Annotated in this window: 18 protein-coding genes; 1 reads left to right on the forward strand and 17 read right to left on the reverse strand. The window is 45.4% G+C overall.

The window, feature by feature from the left end:
* Positions 1-37: 37 nt before the first annotated feature.
* The 17 genes from AC23P2_RS21960 to mgrA all read right to left on the reverse strand — a co-directional run bounded on the left by AC23P2_RS21960 (position 38) and on the right by mgrA (position 21,920).
* Positions 38-427: a Dabb family protein gene (locus AC23P2_RS21960; protein ID WP_487775190.1), complete on the reverse strand. Its 390-nt coding sequence runs from the start codon at positions 425-427 to the stop codon at positions 38-40.
* 37 nt (positions 428-464) lie between these two features.
* Entirely contained in the window at positions 465-2,711 is a 2,247-nt protein-coding gene (locus AC23P2_RS21965) for a TonB-dependent receptor (RefSeq protein WP_487775191.1), read from the reverse strand.
* A 124-nt stretch (positions 2,712-2,835) separates the two neighbouring features.
* The gene (locus AC23P2_RS21970) at positions 2,836-3,972 is read right to left on the reverse strand and encodes a HupE/UreJ family protein (RefSeq protein WP_487775192.1); all 1,137 of its coding nucleotides are present in this window, start codon (positions 3,970-3,972) and stop codon (positions 2,836-2,838) included.
* A 145-nt stretch (positions 3,973-4,117) separates the two neighbouring features.
* On the reverse strand, positions 4,118-5,512 hold the full coding sequence (locus AC23P2_RS21975; RefSeq protein ID WP_487775193.1) for a DUF3500 domain-containing protein: 1,395 nt from the start codon (positions 5,510-5,512) through the stop codon (positions 4,118-4,120).
* A gap of 120 nt (positions 5,513-5,632) precedes the next feature.
* Positions 5,633-6,388 carry a LytR/AlgR family response regulator transcription factor gene (locus tag AC23P2_RS21980; RefSeq protein WP_487775194.1) on the reverse strand — a complete coding sequence of 252 codons (756 nt, stop codon included), beginning with the start codon at positions 6,386-6,388 and terminating at the stop codon, positions 5,633-5,635.
* Positions 6,385-7,359, reverse strand: a complete 975-nt coding sequence (locus tag AC23P2_RS21985; RefSeq protein ID WP_487775195.1) for a sensor histidine kinase — start codon at positions 7,357-7,359, stop codon at positions 6,385-6,387. Before AC23P2_RS21985 ends, AC23P2_RS21980 begins: the two co-directional genes overlap by 4 nt.
* A 318-nt stretch (positions 7,360-7,677) precedes the next feature.
* Positions 7,678-9,975: a glycoside hydrolase family 3 protein gene (locus AC23P2_RS21990; protein ID WP_487775196.1), complete on the reverse strand. Its 2,298-nt coding sequence runs from the start codon at positions 9,973-9,975 to the stop codon at positions 7,678-7,680.
* 238 nt (positions 9,976-10,213) lie between these two features.
* A complete protein-coding gene (locus AC23P2_RS21995) occupies positions 10,214-11,209 on the reverse strand; it encodes a zinc-dependent alcohol dehydrogenase (protein WP_487775197.1) in 996 nt (331 codons plus the stop codon).
* Positions 11,209-12,504, reverse strand: coding sequence for an MFS transporter (locus tag AC23P2_RS22000; RefSeq protein ID WP_487775198.1), 1,296 nt, complete (start codon positions 12,502-12,504; stop codon positions 11,209-11,211). The genes AC23P2_RS21995 and AC23P2_RS22000 overlap by 1 nt, the downstream gene beginning before the upstream one ends.
* 33 nt (positions 12,505-12,537) lie before the next feature.
* Positions 12,538-13,659 (reverse strand): alpha/beta hydrolase family protein, encoded by a 1,122-nt coding sequence (locus AC23P2_RS22005; RefSeq protein WP_487775199.1) that lies wholly within the window; start codon positions 13,657-13,659, stop codon positions 12,538-12,540.
* Positions 13,660-13,693: 34 nt separating this feature from the next.
* Positions 13,694-14,581, reverse strand: a complete 888-nt coding sequence (locus AC23P2_RS22010; protein WP_487775200.1) for an amidohydrolase family protein — start codon at positions 14,579-14,581, stop codon at positions 13,694-13,696.
* Between the two features lie 132 nt (positions 14,582-14,713).
* Positions 14,714-15,820 carry a 5-methyltetrahydropteroyltriglutamate--homocysteine S-methyltransferase gene (locus AC23P2_RS22015; protein ID WP_487775201.1) on the reverse strand — a complete coding sequence of 369 codons (1,107 nt, stop codon included), beginning with the start codon at positions 15,818-15,820 and terminating at the stop codon, positions 14,714-14,716.
* A 74-nt stretch (positions 15,821-15,894) separates the two neighbouring features.
* The gene (locus AC23P2_RS22020; RefSeq protein ID WP_487775202.1) at positions 15,895-16,662 is read right to left on the reverse strand and encodes a 3-hydroxyacyl-CoA dehydrogenase; all 768 of its coding nucleotides are present in this window, start codon (positions 16,660-16,662) and stop codon (positions 15,895-15,897) included.
* A 183-nt stretch (positions 16,663-16,845) separates the two neighbouring features.
* On the reverse strand, positions 16,846-18,645 hold the full coding sequence (locus AC23P2_RS22025) for a feruloyl-CoA synthase (RefSeq protein WP_487775253.1): 1,800 nt from the start codon (positions 18,643-18,645) through the stop codon (positions 16,846-16,848).
* Positions 18,645-19,430 carry a crotonase/enoyl-CoA hydratase family protein gene (locus tag AC23P2_RS22030; protein ID WP_487775203.1) on the reverse strand — a complete coding sequence of 262 codons (786 nt, stop codon included), beginning with the start codon at positions 19,428-19,430 and terminating at the stop codon, positions 18,645-18,647. The genes AC23P2_RS22025 and AC23P2_RS22030 overlap by 1 nt, the downstream gene beginning before the upstream one ends.
* 184 nt (positions 19,431-19,614) lie before the next feature.
* Positions 19,615-20,781, reverse strand: a complete 1,167-nt coding sequence (locus AC23P2_RS22035) for a PQQ-dependent sugar dehydrogenase (RefSeq protein ID WP_487775254.1) — start codon at positions 20,779-20,781, stop codon at positions 19,615-19,617.
* 143 nt (positions 20,782-20,924) lie between these two features.
* Positions 20,925-21,920 (reverse strand): L-glyceraldehyde 3-phosphate reductase, encoded by a 996-nt coding sequence (gene mgrA / locus AC23P2_RS22040; protein ID WP_487775204.1) that lies wholly within the window; start codon positions 21,918-21,920, stop codon positions 20,925-20,927.
* 190 nt (positions 21,921-22,110) lie between these two features.
* On the opposite strand from mgrA, the gene AC23P2_RS22045 reads away from it, so the two are divergent.
* Positions 22,111-22,731 carry a Crp/Fnr family transcriptional regulator gene (locus tag AC23P2_RS22045; RefSeq protein ID WP_487775205.1) on the forward strand — a complete coding sequence of 207 codons (621 nt, stop codon included), beginning with the start codon at positions 22,111-22,113 and terminating at the stop codon, positions 22,729-22,731.
* Positions 22,732-22,890 lie beyond the last annotated feature (159 nt).

A 22,890-nucleotide genomic window follows, 5' to 3' on the forward strand; every position in this document is an offset into this window, starting at 1 on the left:
ATAACTGAAGTAGCCGCTCTTTGTGTTACTAAACTTTTTATTGCTGAAAATACTGCACCGCACTAACTGCTTCAATGTACTCAGCGCCTACTTTCATGTGCGCTTGGTGTTCGGGAGAAGCACCGTAAAGAGGCAAGTCCTTCTTATCTCCAAACGTAAAAACATAGACATGCTTTACGTGGGCGGGGTCTTTGGTGTCGTCCACGACACCCCATTCGTACGACCGAACCATTTTTAATTTAGCTAATCCTTTAAAAGATTTATCAACCACGCCGATTTGCGTGTCAGACGTTCCTGACTTGAACGTCACCGTTACTGCATGTTTATACAGTTTTTCGGATTGCTGGTAAGAGGCAAATCCGTACAGGCCGAGCAGCAGTGCTAAGCTTAAAGCAAAAGCAACCACCTGAAAACGAGACGGTTTCATTAGAGTAGAGTAAAACATGGGTTAGAACAAAAGAAAATCAAAATTGCCAACTAATGCTCAACTTGGCATTAAAGGGCGTTCCTGGGGTAAAATGGATTTCTTCCACAGGCTCCGTTTCGTTCTGAAGGCGGCTTTCGGTCGCAAATTGGGTTTCTTTCCATTGGGTATTGAACATATTTTGCACCGATAAACCTACTGAAAAACGATTTTTGGAATAATTCACCAAGGCATCCGTCACAAAGTAGCCCTTGGCCACAATGCTATTGTCCTCATTTGCAGGTCGGTTGCCTATATAACGATAACGTAAACTACCACTAAAACCTTGTTCTGTTTTTAAAGTTAATCCACCTACGCTGGTAAAATTAACGGCCAAAGGTAGATAATTCTGTCCCTCGGCTTCGCCTACGGCGCGTGGTTTGGCCCAGTTGGCATCCAAATCAAAGAACAATTTTTTCGATAACTGATAGCGCATCGACACGTCCACGCCTTTGCGCACCGACTTGCCCGAAGGCTCCACTACACCCGCATCACCTACGTAAACAAACTCTTGATTGAGCCACAAGTACCAATACGAGGCGTTCAAAAGCATTCTTGGGAAAGGCTTCCAAATCGCTCCTAAATCAGAACCATAGGCGGCTGGCAAAATCTCTAAGCCGTTTTGCTCAACCACTGCGCGGGTATCGTTAGAGTGAAATCCTTTGCCGAGGTTTACGTACAATTGCACGTTGGGGTTGTAGGTATAATATACGTTCAATTTGGGCGAAACGATGGCGGCGTTGGCTTTAAATTTGGTATTATTTTGAAGTTTGTCGAGGTATTGGTTATTAAAATAATCAAAACGAACCCCTGCCGTTGCCGACAAACGTGGGCTTAACTGGATGGTTTCGTCCACATACACGCCTACATTGGCTTCGTTAACATCGCCTAATTTGATGGCTTCCAATAGTTGCATGCGGTCTTTTGTCCGCGACAATTCCGAACCGTTGGTAAGGTCGTGGCGGTAATTAAGTCCCGCATTAAAGGTGGCTTGTTTGTCGCCAATGGCGTGACCTATGGAATAATTGGAGTTGTAACCCCACAAATTTCTGCCTTCTTTTTGACGAATTTGATCACCATTTACGGGGTCAACCAAGAAGAATGTGAAGTTGGAATAAAGTTCAAAATTGTAGTTCGAGTAAAAAAATTGGTTCTTCCAAACGTGGTTGCGCTTGGTTAATGTCACCAATTCGGCATTCACATTCGTGCGGCTTGTTTCTCCACCTTCATTAGGGTCGATTGCCCCATAAAAACCAATGGAGCCATCGGCCACTGAGCGGTCAGGGATTTGCCCCGAAGCATTCCACTTGCTCCAAAAAGTCGAAGCCGTCAGCGTCAGGTTGGTATTTTGGGTTAAATGCCCGTGGTATTTTCCCAACAAATTGATTCGGTTGAAATTCTGAGGTGCTTCAAAATACGCATCCGAGTAGTTGTATTCACCCGCAAGATAGACATTGTGCTGGTTTGTTTTCAGCACATTAACCCCCGACACCACCCGATAGGTGTTAAACTGACCTATTTCAGCTTTGGCAAAACTGCGTTCTAAAGTCGTTTTGGTACGAAAATTGGCCCAGCCCGCCGTGGCAAAATTTCCTTTGTCGGTATCGTATAGTCCCTTTTTGAAATCCACCCCTTCAATCAATTCTGGAATGATAAAGTGCGCATCGGCATACCCTTGGCCGTGCGCGTGCGACACCATATTGATAGGTACACCGTCCACCGTCAGGCGAATATCAGTTCCGTGGTCGATGTCAAAGCCACGCAAGAAAATTTGTTCGGCTTTGCCTCCGCCCGCGTGTTGACCAATGACCAGCCCAGGCACAATCCGAAGTACTTCTTGGGAATTATTGATGGGTCGGGTTTGAATGTCAAGGCTAGAAATCACTTGTTGGTGCTGCGGATTCGAGGCCGACACTTTCACTTCACTCAATTGCACTTGCGATTCGGACAATCCAAATTCCAAGTTTATACTCACGTCTTCTTTTACTGTTACTAACTGACTTTGAGCCGAATACCCCACGAAAGAAACTTCAATTCGATACGTATTGGGTTCTAAGTTATTGATTTGAAAAAAACCTGTCGCGTCCGTAGTTGCTCCTTTTTTAGAATCTGCCACCACGATGGTAGCTCCTACAATAGGTTGTTTGGTCGATTTATCGATGACCCTTCCGACCACGCTTCCAAGGTGAGCAAATGCGACGTAAATACTTAAATGAAGAACAAGTAGTGTGGAAATGGTTTGTTTCATGTGTATGAAATAATAGTGTTTGTAAATTAATTCGGCAAAGTTAGCTACTGAAGATGTTACTTTTTATACTTAGCATTGTTTTTAGAAAATATTTTCTAAAAACAATGCTAAGTATAACCCAATACTACAAACGAGCCAAGCATTCAGTCACAAAATTGGGACTTTCCTGTATTCGTTCCACCATCCAGGCAAATGCCAAAATCATCATCATAACTGCCCCCACAGTACGTATAGGGCCGTAAAAGGAGGTTTGGGCCAATAAAAACAACAGGGGAAATGCCACCACAATTAGGGCTAGTTGCATCAATTCAATGCCTATATTGAACCCTAAAATGCTCAGTACCATTTGAGTAGTCGATAAATCAAGATTAGTGAGTGTTTCGGCAAACGCTAACCCATGAACCAAGCCAAACAAACCCGCAATGATGACTTCACGTTTAGGATAAATCGGTTTCAACGCATGAAATGCCGACACCAAAATCGTGATAGCGATAAGTACTTCAACAGGTTTAGCAGGAAAATGCAGCCATTGAAGCGACCCAATGAGTAAAGTCAGCGAATGGCCAACGGTAAACGCCGTGATAATTTTTAGAAGGTTCAATAAGCTGGTTTTCAACTCCATGCGTTTACGCCAACGCCCCTCCGAAGCAATCAGCATCGCAGGAAAAAGGAGCGTTAAAACAAACAAAAAGTGGTCGGTGCCTTCGGCGATGTGGTCGATGCCCAAATGCACCATGTTGGTAAATCCTTTCCAGCGGCTTCCTTCCGCTAAACTCACCAAAAAGGGATTCAATTTATTATTGACTACGTCCCACTCAATGACCCCAATCTGTTGGGTCAGGGTATCTTCCCGTACCAACCCCTGCGCCCAATCTTGCTTGACGTGAATCAGGGCTTTGTGGCTCGCCACTTGGTGCAGAATGACGTCATAATCAAAGAAAAAATTGCGCAGGTCGTAGCCCAATGGAGGCACCATGTCAAACTGAACGACCAATTCTTTGTAAGTGCCTACGATGGGGTCGGTACTTTCCAATAGCTGCATCGAGCCAATCCTAACCGTCCAAGGCATTCCCTCAAAACTCTTGGGACGTATATGTTTCACTAAATACCTCCGAAGCGAGTCTCCCAAACGCTCTACGAGGCGTTCTGAATGGTCGTTGACACGCATTCCAATCGCCGATTGAAGTTCGCTTAAAGGCATTAAGACCTCACCTGAAATGTGCTTTTCGTGAATGTTTAATACGACCATAGAACTGGGCATGGGGTGGGCAAAGAGATAGCCCCCTGGCCCCCATTGGAGGAACAATAATGCTAACACCAAAAGCCCCCTGGCCCCTAACGGGGGGAAAATACAAGTTCGCGACTTAGTAAAAAAATCCCCCCATTGGGAGCCAGGGGGCAGGGCTTTAGTTTCCGCCATAATCTGATTTTCTATCTCTCCAAACAGAATGAGGGTGAACGCCATTTCTAATGATGATTCCACTTTGCATCGACCATTCAATCCACACGCTTGGGCCATCAATCAACAAATAATCGCCTTGGGCGGCCATGGTTGTACCTCCGTAGTAAGAAACGTAGGTTTCGTCTAACTCGGATTTGTATTTGGCCAATACTGCCGCCGCCGCTTTATCATCCAAATCATCGACATACGTTTTAATCGCAGCCAACAATAAGTCTTTCTGTGCAGTGGTCAAGTTTCCAGCCTTTACCCCCGTTTTAGTAGTTGGGAAACTACCATCTTTTTGAGGGCCAACAATCAAATCATTTTGCGCCGCCGAACGCTTTGCCGTAGCTAGTTCCGTGGTACTCAAGCTTTTCATGAAATTAGCAAAAGCGGCGGTTTCTTGCACCAAAGGTTGTATAGTTTTGCTCGTATTGGTCGATGTCCACGTTGGATACGGCTCTGTCGAACGAAACGAAGGAGTTCCACCTGTCATTTTGCCTCCACTGTAGGTATAAATAATAGTGCCGTGGTGGCCTCCAATTTGCAAACACCACAAACCTGTTGTACTTGGCGTACCTAAAAGCCCAATGTAGTAATTGCCTGACCCATAGCCACTATCGCCTCCGTTGGCTCTTAGGTAATCGTCAGCATCAATAATCCCTGCATATTCTTCACTTCCTTCGTTGGCACCTGTTCCCGTCGCTACTTTTAACAAGTTATAAAAAGCAGTCCATTGCGCAGTTGAAAACGTACTTGACGCCAACCCAACGCGTCCCCTGTACAAAGATTGGGGCAAATTACTCCAAAGTTTAGCCTGCGCGACGGTATAGGTATATTGTGCTGAGGCCAACTGCGAAGAGGTCAAAGTAGCTTTAAAAGCCTCGGCAGCTGCCACAATCGCAGCTATATCGGTATCCATTGACCAAACCGTACCTGTGCCCGACGACGAACTTGCGGCCGATACAGTCAGCGACAACGTACACGATTGGCCACCTAATGATATGGAAAATGACGCCGTCCCGCTGGCTGAGGGAGTCCCTGAAATGGCATAGGTCACATAACCTGCTCCCGACGCCAACGTTCCTGCTGCTAACGTGGCGGTCAAGCCTGTTACACCCGTAGAGGCAATTCCCGAACCTGCCGAATATGCCACCCCGTTGCCTCCCGTATAGGGCACGGTGGCCGTTCCCGTAAAAGCAGCATTGGCTTGTGGCGTTCCTGAAAAAGTCACCGAAGCACAGGTAAGGGTCGTAACCGTCGCCGTTGAAGTCGTAGGTGTCGGGTCATCGGTTGACTTGTTACAGGCAATCAGAAGTACAATCGTACTTACAAATACACTTGCGAGAAAATGATTCATTTTCATACTAACTTATTGAATTTGGTTTCAATTGCTTAGACGCAACGTTTCTCGTAGGTGTTGAGTAAAAAGGGTAGTTTTGAAGTGAAACGGAAAAAACGGCAGGTGAATCGTCGTTCTTTAATTTTGTTCAAACCATCGCTTGAAGGGCGTCACTTTTTCTTTGCTGATGATAATCGGGAAACTCGCTTCGGGCTGCACTTTTACGTTGACTCGGCTATTAAAGTGCGATTCTATTTCAACTATGCTTTCCCGTGAGAGAATGTATTGACGATTGGCGCGGGTAAATTCTTCGGGGTCAAGCTGCCCTTCCAAGTCCTCCAACTTAAAATCAACCACCAGTTTGCGTCCGTCGTACAACTGACCGTACACCAGCCCATTATCAATAAAAAAGTAAGCAAATTCTTCGGTCTTAATGGGCAAGAGCTTATCTCTAAATTTCACCAAAAAGCTTTTACGGTAAGCTTTGGGCATAAACACCTGCTTCTGAATCAGTTCGTTCAGGCGTTCTTTTTGCATCAACTGTTGGTTTTGAAACTTCTCAATCGAAAAACGCAACGAGTCTTCGTCGATAGGTTTCAACAAATAATCTACACTGTTGTGCTTAAACGCCCGAATGGCGTATTCATCAAAGGCCGTCGTAAAAATGATGGGCGTTTTGATCTGAACTTGCTCGTAGATTTCAAACGAAATGCCGTCGGCCAATTGAATGTCCGAGAAAATTAAGTCGGGATTTGGGTTGGAAGTAAACCATTTTATTCCGTCGGCCACGCTTTCAATTACGGCTACAATAGCATGTAAAACGCCTATCTCTTGCATTAAGAACTTCAACTGACTAACCGCCGCTGGTTCATCTTCAACAATCACTATATTCATGGTATCAGTGGTAAAACTACACAAAACGTTTCGCCTTGTTGGATTTCGATTTCTTGATTGGAAAGTAGTTTAAACCGTTGGTTCAAATTGGCCAAGCCAATCCCTGTCCCCGCCGAATTTGGCCTTAGATTCAACGAATTGCGCACTAACAAACTTCTACTATCTGACTGATAATCAACAAAAATACTCAAGGGAAACGCCGACGAAATGACGTTGTGTTTAATGGCATTTTCAATCAGCAGTTGAATCGAAAGAGGTGGGATTTTTACGGGCGCCTGCTCATCCACGTTTTTATAAATTTTGAGGTTATCACCAAACCGCATTTGTAAGAGAAAAATATAGCTATCCACCAAATCTATTTCTTCTTTGAGCGTCACCAGCGACTGTTCTTGCATCGTCAACGAATAGCGAAGTACTTGCGAAAGTTTCTGTAAATAACGCTGACTTTTGGTTTTGTCTTCGTTGATAAGCCAACTAAGGGTATTGAGAGAATTAAACAAAAAATGCGGGTTGAGTTGATTTTTAAGGGAGTTAAGTTGTACCAATATATTTTCGTGTTTAAGCTGTTCGTTTTCCAGCAAAACCTCGTTTTTCTTTTCCGCTTCGGTCATAAAACGGCTAAAAAAGTAAGCAATAATCGCCATCAATACGCCGCGAACAACCACCGTCCCTCCCGTTTTGAGGGGCAAACCAATGATAAAATAGTTGGCCAATGTCAACCCAACACTATATACCAATAGTATAACCCCCGCTCCTACCCACTGCCTAGTTACGGCTTCGTTTTTCTTTGTCGCTTCGTAAATCCATTGAATAAAACCCATGGCAAAGGCAACACTGAATGCTACTTGCAAAAAAATATCCAGTTGAACGATAGGACGGTTCAAACGAGGAAGGTTAATGAATACGACGGGAAAATTGACAAACGATGCCACAAACAGGGCGATTCCCCACACAAATCTTTTCTTCGTCATTATAAAATATAAAGCCTTTAGCTATAAACTCAAATGTACTATTTCTTATTCTAGCCACGGAAACAAATAAACGTGAAAAGGAAAAATTTGCCAGTGAATCTAATTACGGGGCTGTCCAAAAAGTCTGGTATCACCAAATTATCTTCGGCCTCTGTTCAACCTCACCCCCTAAATCCCCCTCTCCTTTCTGGAGAGGGGGACTTTTAAAGCCCTTCTCATGGAAGGACAGGGCCGCCTGAGCGGAAGGGTTGGGATGAGGTTGAAACCAAAGAATATTTTGTGGCCTGTTACTTTTTAGACAACCCTTCGCACAAAGGGCTATTTTCTAAACTTCGTCACGCGGGCATCTTTAATCACCCCTTTCCAGTTGAGGCCGAAACCAAAATTATAGACATTTCCGTCAGTATCTTTATGGCACACCAAATCGTAAGGCACGTCCTCTGCCTGTTTTTCGACGGTCGTCATGTCCAGCGGCATTTGCATTGGCAACAAAGCCGATGGCTCTGATTTACCCGCAATGGTTTCGATGATGGCCTGGTCTTGTACGCCAAAACTCAACAAAATGGCACTTGCTGAAGGCTCGATTTCCGAAAACACCATCGGATTGGTGGTATTGACCGATACAATCACAGGTTTCCCTTTCATCTTTGTCTTGGTATCTTGTACCAATTTCATATCAGTGTTGTTGGGCGTTTTTGCTGTTTTTCCCTTGTACGACCGATTGGTGAAATTTTCCAGTGCATCGCCTCCCGCAATACTCACTTCGCGAGCGTCGGTAGCCGTATAGTCATTGTACTGCAAACTGATTGGGACATAGCCATTGCCTCCTTTGGTTACATCTTCCTTGTCATAACCAATGTTTGCTTTTGGGTTTTCGATAAAAACAAGGGCAAAGTCGGCCTCGTCGGCATTATCAGTGACATTAAAGTACTTTTTAACAATCTCCATGTTCACAGGATAATCTTCAGAAGCAGGCGTTTCCATTCCTAAGAAATTGCGGCTCGCGGCCACAAATCGTTTGGGTACATACACTGTTTTTTTGGTGGTAATCGGCAACGCCTGTCCGTGGTTTTTCAACAAAACAATCGACTTTAACTGTGCTTCGTAGCCAGCTTTCATAAACTCAGGCTTTCCAACTATGGCTTTTGTTTGTTCGGGATTGAGGTAAGGATTTTCAAACACACCTACTTGGAAAATATTTCTCAACAAACGCACCGCCGATTGCTCCATCCGTGCCCTGATTTTGGCCTCACCGTGTTCTTTTATACCCAATTGGTACGCCTCCAAAATGGGTTTCATGTCGTTGACCCCGCCGTACTGATCAACGCCTGCCATCAAGGCTTTATAGTGGAGTTCGGCCAACGTTAGGTTTTCAACACCCCACGATTTCCCGTCCATAAACGAGTCCATCGACGTGTGCAGTTTGGTTACATTCCAGTCGGTACACACCACGCCATCATAGCCGTATTTGGTACGAAGCAAGTCGGTAATGAGGTATTTATTGTAATTATTGGCCACGTTTTCGTGATTTTTCTTGTCTTGGTTCCACGAAATGGTGTAGTAAGGCATCACCGCCGACGCCATTTTGGTTTTTCCCTTCAACTTAAACGCTCCCTCCGTAAACGGTATCAAATGAGCGTCGAAGTTATTACCAGGATACACCGCAAATTTTCCATTGGCGTAGTGTGCATCGCGGCCTGCTTCACCCGAACCTCCTCCTGGCCAGTGTTTTACCATGGCATTAACGCTCATCAAGCCCCAATCAGCCGACTGAAAACCTTCGCAGTACGCTTGTCCCAAAGCAGCAGAAAGTAAAGGACTTTCTCCAAAAGTACCGTTGAAACGCGACCAGCGAGGCTCGGTAGCAATATCGACTTGCGGTGAAAGGGCAGTGGTAATGCCCAAAGCACGGTATTCGGCCGCCGCAATTTTACCAAATTTTTCAACCAACATCGGATCAAACGTAGCCGCCATTCCTAACGAACTAGGCCACATCGAAATTTCTCCTCCCGATGCCGCATCGTACTCAGCGCGCGAACGGGTATTGTGCCTTGGGTCAGAGCTGTTATTGGCAGGAATCCCCAGTCCAACACCTTCGCAAAACGCCTGCATTTTGTTGTTCCATTTTGCTGCAATTTCAGGACTTTGGACGGTCGTAATCAATACGTGTCGGAGGTTATCGTCGGCCAAAAATTTCTTTTGCTGGTCAGTCAGGTCAGTTGGGTCAGTTTCGCCCGCTTTAAATGGCTTTCCGTTGTAAGTCCCCGAAAAATACCCGCCAGCACGGGCAGGTATCGACTGATGCGAAGAATACAGCATCAGTCCTGCAATTTGCTCCACGGTCAATTTTGAGGCTAAATCCTTGGCGCGGGCATCGTCCGACAAACGCCAATCTTCGTACTTATCGAGTTTTCCGTTTTTGTTTAAGTCTTTGAAAGCCAAACCATCAACCGTCAAAAGTTTCACTCCCGATACAGGAGCATAGCCCAGTGATTTACCTCCCTGATTTTGAACAAGGGTAAAGCCAACTTGAGAAGTTTCCGACCATTTTTGTTGGGCAAAAGTGGTGGTAATGATGCCTAAAAATAAGCAACCTGAAAGGGTAATTTTATTCATTGTTGTTAGGTCAATTTGAATGTATCATTTCGATACAATGATAATTTATATTCTCCAAAAAGCACAATTCTATAATTGGTAAATCCATGATTTGGGGGGATGAATCGGCAGATGGGGCAATTGACTCGACGAGTCTATTCTACTAAAAAGTCGGGTTTTGAGAAACCCTTTGCACAAAGAATCGGGTTTTGAAAAACCTTTGCACAAAGAATCGGGTTGTGAGCACCCCTCAGCCCTGTCACACGGTCACGACAATCTTGCTTTCGTCCCCGCTCGCAGCTTTTTCCAAAGCTGTTTGGAGTCCATCCAACGGAACAAAACTTGATATAATGTTGCTGGGAGTAACCACTTTTCGTTGTATCAATCTGATTGTTCGTTTAAAATCAGTAGGATGATGGTAGATAATCGAGGGTACAAACGTAATTCCTTCGCGCGCTATCCGTAAGGGCGTAAACTCCGCAGGGCGTTCTGACAGCCCCACCAATATCATTTCCGAACCACGCGGTGCCGCCGACGCTGCCAACGTTGCTGTAGCAGCCGAACCCGCACATTCAAACACCGCAACTACCTCATTGTCAGTCCATGTAGAAAACAACATTTCGGCATCACCATTGGCAGAAATTGCCCCTTCTTGCGTAGCTTTTTGTAATTTTTGCGGGTTAATTTCAGTAACAAAAACCCGATAACCCAATCGAATTGCTAAATGACTAAGCAGTAAGCCAATCGCCCCAAGCCCGATGATTGCAATGGCATCGCCAGGTTTGGCTGAAGCGGTAAAAAGGGCATGAACACCCACAGCCATGGGTTCGATACAAACGGCGTCAAGGTCAGAAATATCGTCGGGAACAGCCCACGCAAAGTCTGAAGGAATGCACACATATTCGGCAAAACAACCGTTTTCAAGCAAACCCACTACGCGTTTATTGGAACAAATATACCCTCGCCCACTTTGACAGAAACCACACCGATGACAGGGAATATTGGGCTCTACCACTACGCGCTCTCCTATTTTTCGGCCAACGACGCCTTCCCCCAACTTATCAATCACGCCCAACCCTTCGTGACCGATGACGGTGGGTTTTGTTAGCTTTCGGTGCCCTAAAAACAAGTGAACATCCGATCCGCAAATGCCTACATTGGTGAGTTTTATCCGAACCTCTCCCGCTTTGGGCTCAGGAGTATCAATAGCCCGATGTACAATCTTTCTCGGTTCTTCTAAAAATGCTGCTTTCATTACTTTAATTTATCTGACTTTATGGCCCAAATACAAGCTCCCATGACCAATAATGGAACAGAGAACGCTACAAACAAAGCATTAATGCTCATGCCAGCGTCGGAAAAATAGCCAAAAAGAAGTGGCCCTAAAATTGCCCCTACTCGACCTATTCCAACGGTATATCCGACACCTGTGGCGCGGAGGTGGGTGTCGTAGAGGCGGGATAGCGTTGGCCAAATACCATTAAAACCTCCTTGCACAAAAAAGCCAATCAGGAGTACCAAACCAAAAACCAACCCCGTTGTAAGGGTTGAAAACGCATAGACTTGCATTACCGCAAAAGCAATTAACATAAACATCAGAATGGTTTGACGAAGTCCCAAACGGCTACCAATTCCACCCACGGAGGCCGACCCAAAAGCAGCCCCAATGTTGAGCATAATTCCCACCCAAGTCGCCAATTCAAACGGTAAACCCGAATCTTTGGCGATGGTTGGCACCCAACTCATCAGGGTATAAAGTGTTAGAAAACCAAAGAATGCCGCCACCCACACTTTTATGGTACTATCCTTATAATGAGGCAAAAACAACGCTTTTACTCCCACGTTTTCTTGATTTTTGACGACAACAGGCAGCGCTTCTAAGTTCGGAAGCCGCATTCGTTTCAGCAGTTGATTAACGGAAGGTAACGTGTCCTTAGATGGATTTTGGAGCATGTAGTCAATGGAGTCGGTCATGTAAAAATACACCAATACCCACATCAGCAATGAAATAATACCTGCCACCAAAAAAGCTGTATGCCAGCCGTAAACTGGAATGTATTTTGCACAAAAAAGCCCCGTCAGAATTGCCCCAATGGGCCATCCTGCTTGCACCAATCCTACGTTAAAATCACGGTATTTTTGGTTGGAAAACTCAGCAGCCGTAGCCGCCATGGTGGGTAAAATCCCTCCAATGCCCAGCCCCGTTATGAATCGAAACAAGAGCATAAGGCCATATTGATGACCCAGCCCCACCCCAAACATACCAATCGTAATCATCCCTACCGAAAGGAGAAAAATCAGACGGCGCCCGTGTTTATCGGCCAAAGGAGCAATCAAAAAACAACCCAACGTCATCCCTGCCAAACCCGCGCTAAAGATATACCCCATTTCGACCTTGGAAAGTCCCCATTCCTTGATAATTTCAGTACTGGAAAAGGAGACAATCAGTACGTCGATGCCATCATTGAAATTTAAAATAAAACAAATCGCCACCATGAGCCACTGAAAAGAGGACATAGGGCGCAATGAAAGTTCCTGATTTGGGTTCATATATTCTTTTATTGAGGCAAGCGGCTGAGTAACCTATTCTACAAAGCCAGCTTTTGCTTTTTGACCTGATTTCACCCAAGCCCGTAACTCGTCAAACGCCAGTCCTGTTTGTTTGTCAGTAAAATTGCAGTGACCTTGTCCATTGGTATATTTTACGGTAAAATAAGCCTGTTTCCCTTGCTTTTGAAGCATATTTTCATAGCTCACAATCGCCAAATCAGCAGGGATTAATTGATCGTACATGGTATGCAACGCCAACGCAGGTTTGTTGATGTTGCCCGTTCGGTCGTATTTTTCAAATAACGTATTCTGACTAACGGTAGCGGCTAATCGTTCGGCTTTTTGATTAACTTCTAACGCATTAGGAAAACGGCCATAAACGGTATTCGTATTGTCGTACGGGTTTCCGCCTGCTTTTTGAGCAACGTCACGCAAAACTCCTTCACCAAACGCCAAAGCAAAGGCAAGGTCGTCGGGCTTCATGTCAAAGTGTTTGGCAAATTCCACAGCAAGCAATGAATCCTTAGCGAAAATGGCTTTTTTCATTATGGCTGCTTTCCGAAATGCCGCAAACATAGGCATCGGCTCCTTCGGTTTTGAGACATCAAAAATTTCGTTCAATGAGGTCGCAATGCCAGGAAAAAGGCCATTGAACGTAGCAAACATGTCAAATTCTTTGCGGGTTTGGAGGTAAATTCTTCCCGCCAACGGGCACATGGGAAGCCCCCCTTGGTAGTTTTGGCCAAAATTTTCGAGGGTCGCTAACGTAATTCCTCCCCCCATCGAATGCCCCGCCATAAAGGTCGAGTCAGGCTGACCGTAGTTTTTGACAAAATACTGACGCAAAGCTTCGGTATCGTCCACCCCTTGCGCCAAAGCCAACCCCTGAATTTTATAATCAGAAGCCGCTACCGCATAGCCACGTTCTAAAAAAGGAGTCATTCGCTTGGGCCAAGCAGGGTCTTGACTTTGGCGAGGTTTTGTGCCCATAAATTCGTAGCCATGGGCGTACATGACGAGTTTTCCTTTCCAATTTTCAGGAAAAAGAATACGGTAACGCGCACCGTCGATGGCACCTGAGTCGATTTTGGAGATATTTTGAGCCCCCAAAACTCCTGATAAAAGAAATATGAAGGGAAGTAATAGTTTTTTCATTTTGGTAAATAGTTTTTGAGACGCAAACTTTGTGCTACTCTGTGTCCAGCCTATTTGATAATAACCCCAGCATTTTTATTGCATTTTCTTTGAGAATCAACGGCTTTACTTCTTCTTTAAAACCCGCATCCACAAAGTCTTTCATCCAACGTTCGGGCGTAATCAACGGAAAATCTGTTCCAAACAACATTCGGTCTTTCAACAAGGTATTGGCGTACTGAATGAGTTGTTTGGGGAAATATTTGGGCGACCAGCCACTCAAATCAATATAGACATTGGGCTTGTGCATGGCCACCGACAAGGCTTCATCTTGCCAAGGCCAACTTGGGTGCGCAATGATGATGGGGCAATCAGGAAAATCAATGGCCACGTCGTCGAGGTGCATGGGGTTGGAATACTCCAGTCGCAAGCCACCACCGCCTCTTACGCCACTTCCAAAACCAGAATGGCCGCTGTGAAAAAGCATGGGAAGTTTATATTCGGCAATCACTTCGTACAAATGGTACGCCATTTTATCTTGCGGGTAAAAACCCTGTACCGTAGGGTGAAATTTAAAGCCTTTGACGCCATAATTTTCAATTAAATCGCGGGCTTCGCGGGCGCCCATACGGCCTTTGTGCGGGTCAATGCTCGCAAAGGCAATCATCACGTCATCGTTTTTGAGTGCGGCTTCAGCCACCTCAACATTTGGAATTCGCCGTTTGCCCACATTATGCTCTGAGTCAACCGTAAACATCACAAACGCCAGGTTATTCTCCCGATAAAAATCGGCCGTTTCTTGAATCGTCGGACGTTTGTCTGACTTAAAATACTTCGCAAATGCCTCGTCCAACTCGGGTCGATAGTCATCATGCGGCTGACAACACGACACTTCGGCGTGTGTGTGTACATCAATAGCGATTACTTTCTGAATATCTATCATATCAACCTCGCAGCGGCAAACCGCCCTAGCCCCCAATGGGGATTTTTTTAATTTAGGTTTATATCATCTAAAACTCAGCGCTGTCCCCCAATTCAAATTGGGGGACACACTGGATTCGCGTCTCTGACGCCTTTAGGCCGTTCCCCACACTTTAATAGCCGTATTTACGACCAACTCCATTTTACGCCATTGGTCGTCGTGGGTCATGTCGTTGCCGTGGTGGGTCGATGAAAAACCACACTGTGGACTCACGCACATCTGCTCCAACGGCATGTACTGCGCCGCTTCGTCGATGCGTTTGGCTAGGTCATCAATGCTTTCCAAGGCTTTTACTTTGGAAGAAATAATGCCGAGCACCACCATTTTATCTTTGGGAACAAAACGCAACGGGGCAAAATCGCCCGAACGTTCGTCGTCGTACTCCAAGAAATAGGCGTCCACGTTGATACTATTAAATAAAATATCGGCTACAGGCTCATAGCCCCCTTCGGCAAACCATGTACTGCGATAATTGCCTCGACAAAGGTGAATACCCACCGTCAGGTCTTTGGGACGTCCATCAATGACCGAATTAATCAAAGCCGCATAAGTACGGGGCAATTCATTGGGGTCTTCACCACGCTCAACGGCCGCTGCCCGCATTTTAGGGTCGCAGAGGTAAGCCAAGTTGGTATCATCCAACTGCAAATACCGCAAACCTGCTTTATACAAATGATCAATTTCTTGGCGATAGGCCGCCGCCAAATCGTGAAAAAATTCGTCCATATCTGGGTACGAATTGATGTCGATGGACTTGCGACCTCCCCTAAAATGCACCATCGTTGGTGAAGGGATTGAAACTTTGGGCGTCTGGCTTACGACCGATTTGAGGTAGTTAAAATCCGCTACTTGAATGTCTCTCACATGCTTTAATTTGCCCGTCACACTCAATTTTGGTGGGGTAAAACCATCTTCGGCTACTTTAGCGTTAGGATTGGCTTCAATTCCACCCGTTACGGTAACACCGTCCAGTTCTTTCAAAAAATCGAGGTGAAAATAATCCCGACGAAACTCGCCGTCAGTGATGGCTTTCATCCCCGTAGCTTCCAATTTTTTTACCGTTTCAGCAATTCCTGCATCTTCAATAGCACGGAGTTCCTCGGCCGAGATTTCGCCTTTTTTCCACTTTAAGCGGTTTTCTTTAACTGCTGGCGTACGCAACAAACTACCGACGTGATCGGCTCTGAAAGGAGGGTTCATAGTTGTATAGCCCCCCGCCCCCAATGGGGGAGTTTTTTGTTAAAAATAGCCCCCATTGGGGGTTAGGGGGCTTGTTATTTTGCAGCCATACGAATGGCACCGTCGAGGCGAATTACCTCTCCGTTAAGCATTTGATTTTCAATAATGTGTTTTGCCAAAGCAGCATACTCATGCGGCTGTCCCAACCTCGACGGGAATGGTACTTGTTGCCCCAAGGAGGCCTTTACGTCGTCGGGCATTCCCATCAACAGTGGCGTTTCAAAGATGCCAGGCGCAATGGTCATCACGCGAATACCCATCTTGGCCAACTCACGAGCAATGGGCAAGGTCATTCCGACAATGCCACCCTTAGAAGCCGAATACGCTGCTTGCCCGATTTGCCCGTCAAAAGCAGCGACAGAAGCCGTATTGATGATGACTCCCCGCTCGCCGCTTTCGCCAGGTTCGTTTTGTTGCATCGCCGCCGCCGCCAATCGGATGACATTGAAGGTGCCAACTAGGTTGATTTGAATAACTTTTGAAAATAGATCAAGTGTATGTGGCCCGTTTTTTCCTACGACCCGCTGAGCTGGGCCAATCCCCGCGCAGTTGGCTACTCCATTAATACTTCCGAAAGTCGTGATAGCCAATGCAATGGCCGCTTGTACCTGTTCCTCGTTACTAACATCGGTTTTCACAAAGCGAGCATTGACACCTAGTTGTTCTTGTGCCTTCTGTCCTGCTTCTTCGTTGACATCTAGTAAAACGGCATTTCCACCGTTTTCGACAATCATTTTGGCCGTTGCCAGCCCAAGGCCCGAAGCTCCACCTGTTACGAGAAAAGTTTTTTGTTGTATGTTCATGGTTATACAATTTTTTGGAACGCGGATAACGCGGATTCTTACGAAACGCAGATATGCACAGATTCTTATCCTTATTTCAATTATCAGTTCGTTTCAATTTCTTTCTAGAATTTTCAAAAACCTTCCTTCTAAATTCAGGCTTTTTCCCAAAATTCAATAAAAGACCAACTTCTTTATTAACCTTTATGACTGATACAATTTTTCCACCAAGTTAGCTCGATATTTCAAAACTGCGCGTTGATTCAATGAACCTTTATCGGTGATTTCACCCAAATCAATCGAGGGTGGATCAATGGCGATGATGTACTTTACTACGCGACTAGCACTACCCGTCGCTTGATGTTCAAGCCGTACGAGCATTTCATCCAAATAATTCCGAACACTCACATGATTAAAAGCCTCTTCATTGTTAGACGTTGGCGATAAGCCCGCTAACCCACGACAAGCCTCTGGATTTAAAAACAAAATCGCTCCAACATATTCTCGATTTAACCCCGTCAAAACCACATCTTGCACAATGGGCGAGCCTGCCGTCAACACTTTTGCTTTTAAAACACCTACATTCACCCATGTTCCTGTCGAGAGCTTGAAATCTTCACCGATACGTCCGTCAAAAATGAGTCCTTTATCGGGGTTATTTTCATCTAAAAATTTGACACCATCCCCCGTTTTGTAATACCCTTCTTCGTCAAAAGACATCGCCGTCACTTCGGGATTTCGCCAATACCCAGGGGTTACGTTGGGAGCTTTGTAACGTGCCTCTAGTTTGTCGCCATCGGGTACTAGTTTCACTTTCATCCCTGCGACAGGAACGCCCAACAAACCCGAAAAACTTCCTCCCCAATTGGCAAACATCGCCGAAGGTCCCGATTCCGTACAGCCCAACCCCGTAATGATAGGTACTATTTCACCCGTGTTTTCGACGGCTAATTCCTCCCAACGGTTCCAAACAGGCTGCGCCAGCGAAGCCCCTGCGTAAAACAGAATTTGTAACTTCTTAAAAAAGGTCGCTCGAAGCTGAGGCTCACGATCAAAATACGGAATCAACATCTCAAACCCTTTTGGCACGTTGAAATAAGCCGTTGGAGAAATCTCGCGGAGGTTTTGAACTGTCGTTTCAATGCCTTGGGGCGTTGGCTTTCCTTCGTCGATATACAGCGTCCCTCCGTTGTAAAGAGCCAATCCAAAATTATGATTTCCTCCAAACGTATGATTCCAAGGTAGCCAATCAATAAACACGGGCGGCTCGGTTTTCAAAAAAGGAAATGCCTGCGTTATCTGCTGTAAATTAGCACACCACATTCGTTGGGTATTAATCACCCCTTTGGGCAAGCCCGTTGAGCCTGAGGTAAAAAGCACTTTGGCAACGGTATCGGCATCAACTTTCTCAAACGCTTGCTGCACCTGCAAAGTTGGTTCAACAGAAAGTATCTGTGCAAAATCAACTCCTTTGCTTCCATCGACGGTTACAAAAGTAGCCTCAGGAAAAAGAGCCTCTGCCCACTCCAAGGCTTTGGCATAAATTCGTCCGTTTTGAGCAAAAATCAGCCCTGGGGTCATCAATTGGAGCGTATGACGGAGCTTTCCAAAATCATCTGACACCAACGAATAAGGGGGAGAAATCGGCGAATAAGGGATTCCCACGTGTACGGCGGACAAGGCTAAAAGTGCATGTTCAAGGCTGTTTTCGGACAAAATCACCAAGGTTCTTTCTTCCGACAGCTCTAAATTCAGTAAATACTGCGCAATACGCTCTACTTTTTGGAGGGTTTCGGCATAGGTTAATTTCACCCAAACTCCGTCTTCATTTCGCCTTGCAATGAAGACAGATTCAGGCTTTTCTATCGCCCAATAGCGCAGTTTCTCCGTTAGTTTTACAGGATATTCTTCTAAAGGAGCCAAAAGTTCAAACTCAACAATGCCGTCTGAATAAACGTTTTTTCGAGTTTGATTGGGGCCAAAATGGACGTTTTTAAACTGCATCATTCCCCCACTTTTTTAGCTCGTCCTTCCAAAAAATCGCGCAATCTTTCTTTGGCTTCGGGGGCACTCTGGGCAATGGCGGCCATCAGTGATTCCATCAGCAACCCTTGTTCTGGCGAAGCATCCACAATTCTTGGCAGCACCTGTACCAAGGCAAAATTGGTCATTCCTGCGTTAGAAGCGACTTTTTCTGCCAATTCAAGGGCTTTTTCTAGGCTTTTTCCTGTTTCTACTAAATATTGAGCAAGTCCAATTCGCTCACCTTCTTCGGCAGAATATACACGCCCTGTGAGCATCATATCGGTCATACGTGCCAGGCCAATCAACTTGGGTACACGCACCGAAGCGCCTCCACCGACAAATATTCCCCGCTGTCCTTCGGGCAAGGCATACATGGTGGTAGCATCCGCAACTCGTAAGTGACAGGCACTCGCAAGTTCCAAACCTCCGCCCACGACCGCCCCATGTAAGGCTGCAATCACGGGCACAGCCCCAAATTGCACTTTGTCCAATACCCGATGCCACATTCGGGAATGGTACACCCCTTGGGATGCGTTGCGTTCTTTGAGTTCGGATAAATCAAGTCCTGCGGAAAAATGTTTTCCTTCGCCGTAAATAACCATGCACCTAATAGACGCAGGAATGGCATCCATCACTTTTTCTAGGTCTAGCAGCAGAGCATCGTTAAAAGCATTACGTTTTTCGGGTCGGTTGAGTCCTACCAAAAGTGTACTTTCTACGACGCTTATTTTTAGAAGTTCTGAGGGAGAAGGGAAGTCAATCATTATTCAGCTTTGAATTGATTTATTTCAACACAAAATTGAACAATAAAAAGAAATTAAAATAGGAAAAATGCAGGCATTAGTATGCAATATCAATCTTTTTCTAATTTAGCAACCATATAAGAACATATAGAGTCTTTTATAATCCCTTATTTGTCCTAATATGGTTGCACAAAAAAGCAAGAAATTATTTCTTAAAAATACGGTACAAACGACCTTGGTCAGTCACGGCGTAGATAGCCCCGTCTTTGCCTTGTGTTACGTCGCGGAAACGTTGGTATTCTTGCGAAAGAAGACGCTCTTCGCCTACCACTTTGTTGTTTTCAATCACCAAACGCGCAATGTGCATCCCGCTCAAACACCCCACAAACAAGTTGTTTTTCCACTCAGGCATCATGTCTCCACTGTAAAACGTCATTCCGCTTGGTGATACCGATGGATCCCAATAATAAACAGGTTGCTCCATACCTTCTTTTTGCTGAATCACCTCCCCAATCTGTTTGCCACTGTATTCGATTCCGTAAGTAATCACAGGCCAACCGTAGTTTTTACCCGATTGCACGCGGTTGATTTCGTCGCCGCCTCTTGGGCCAAATTCATTCGACCATAAATCGCCCGAAACAGGGTTAAATGTAAGCCCTTGCACGTTGCGGTGTCCGTACGAATACAACTCTGGTTTGGCTCCCGCTGTGCTGGCAAATGGCCCATTGGCAACGGGTTTTCCATCGGTAGTGATGTGGACAATTTTTCCTAAACTAGAGTTCAATTGTTGCGCTTGAGGGCGGGTTACCATATCCGAGCGCTCGCCTGTACTCACAAACAAATCGCCTTTTTTATCAAACAAAATACGACCTCCGTAGTGAAGATTTCCCTTGTGGGCAGGCGTGGCACGGTAAATGACCGTCGCACCTTCAATCTTTGTCTCATCGGCCGAAAGTTTTCCTTTCGCTACCGAAGTAAGCGTTCCACCGTCAAAATTTTCGGCGAACGTCCAATATATCATTCGGTTTTTGTCAAAATTAGGGTCGATGGTAATTCCCAAAAGTCCACCCTGACCACTGGTATTTACGGCAGGAAGCCCCGTAATGGGCTTACTCAATTCGCCGTTGGCTTTGGCGATACGTAAATTCCCCGCTTTTTCGGTAATAATCAAACGTCCGTCTGGCAAGCTTTTTACGCCCCAAGGAAACGTCAAGCCTTCCGAGAGAACCTTAAATTCGTACGGTGTTTGGGTTTTTACGCCGCCAATTCGGGTTTGTCCAGCAAAGGCCGATTTGTAGGTCGAATTGGGAGCTTTTGTTTCAACTGGTTCAGTTTGACCCCACGAAGCGTACGCCAATGAGCCAAATACCATCGAAAAAAGTGCTGTTTTTTTCATTTTAGAATCGTTTGTCTTTTGTTTAAAAAGTTAAAATTAGAACACTGATTGAACTGATAATCAGCGATTAAAATCCGCCAAAATCTGTTTTATCCGTTCTATCTGTGTTCTATTAAATATTAGCCTAAAATCTGATTAATTTTCTGTAATTCTTCCGCTGAAAACTCCTTATTTTCAAGGCATTTCAACGAATCTGTGAGTTGCTCTGGTTTACTTACCCCCAAAATAACCGACGTAATACGCGGGTCTTTCAGTATCCACGCCAACGCCATTTGGGCTAAGTTTTGCCCTCTTTGTTGGGCAATTTCGTTCAATTGAAGTACTTGATTAAGTTTCTCTTCAGTGATACGGCCACTTTCCAACGCCCCATTTCCGCGTCCCGACGCCGCTCTTGAGTCAGACGGAATGCCCTTTAAGTACTTATTGGACAACAACCCTTGTGCCAATGGCGAAAACGCAACGCACCCTGCGCCGTTTTGTTCCAACACATCGAGGAGGCCACCTTCCACCCAGCGTTCAAACATCGAATATTTCGGCTGGTGCACCAAGCAAGGTGTACCCATTTCCCGTAACATCTTTACGGCCCTTTCGGTTTCGGCGGCGTTGTAATTTGAGATACCCACATAAAGCGCTTTCCCCTGGCGAACAATCAAATCCAAGGCTGCCATGGTTTCTTCTAAAGGCGTTTCGGGGTCGGGGCGGTGGTGATAAAAAATATCCACGTAGTCTAAGCCCATGCGTTTCAGGCTTTGGTCGAGGCTCGATACCAAGTATTTTTTAGAACCCCATTCGCCGTATGGGCCTTGCCACATATAATAGCCTGCTTTGGTGGTGACAATCATTTCGTCGCGGTAAGGCAGCAGGTCTTTTTTCAAAATGCGACCAAAGGTTTCCTCGGCCGATCCCGCAGGCGGTCCATAATTGTTGGCCAAATCAAAATGGGTAATGCCTTTATCAAACGCCATCGTGATCATGTTTCGAGCATTTTCGAACTGGTCGATTCCCCCAAAATTGTGCCACAAGCCCAACGAAAGGGCAGGAAGTTTAATGCCACTTTTGCCGCATCGGCGGTATTCCATGGCGTCGTAACGCTGCGGAGAAGGTAAAAAAGCCATAGTATGTTATTTTTGCGTTGATTTTAAAAACGATGCGCAAAAGTCGGGGTTATAAATCAAATAAAAATTGAACTGGAACAAGAAGTTTTATTCCATCCACTTTTTTATAACACAAAGTACCGCAGAGGTTTTCACAGAGTTACTCAAAGTTTTTCCCCTGTCAAACTCTGGGCTAACTCAGTGCAACTCTGTGACACCAATTTTTGTACTGATACTAAAAGTAAAAATGCACGCTCAACTCCAACAATATATTTCTCGCTTTGTCCAACTTACGGAAGAAGAAACGCAAGTAGTCGCCGACTGTTTGAAATGGAAAACTTTTCCCAAAAAAACGGTGCTGCTGCAAGCGGGCGATGTCTGCCATTTTGAAGCCTACGTCATTAAAGGTTGCATTCGAGAATATTTTACTGACAAAGACGGCACTGAACTCACCCTTGAATTTGCCGTTGAAGATTGGTGGGTGAGCGATATTAGTAGTTTTGAACACCAAACTCCCAGCAGGATGACGATTGAGACGCTCGAAGACTGTGAGCTATTGGTACTATCTCGGGAATCTAAAGACGAATTGCTCCGACGCGTCCCTAAACTCGAACGTATGTTTCGCCTGATGATTCAACGTCACTTGGCCGTTATTCAAGCCCGGTTGCTCCGCACAGTCTCTTATTCGGCCATGGAGCAATTAGAGGAATTTTTGAAACGCTATCCAACCCTTCCCAACCGCGTGCCACAGCAGTACATTGCGTCGTATTTGGGAATTACACCCGAGTTTCTTAGCAAATTAAGAAAGCGGCAAATGATGGGTAAAAGCTGATTTTACGCTGTAATAAACGGCAAGTTCCAAAGCTCAGGATAACTCCCATATGATTGGGAATAAGCCGCTCAATCAACGTTTTTTCAATTGTCCTATCAATATCCATTTTTGTTAATTTCTTCAGTATAATGACAAAATTAATAAAAAAACATTCAGTAT

This window comes from Runella sp. R0.1_18 (assembly GCF_057652155.1).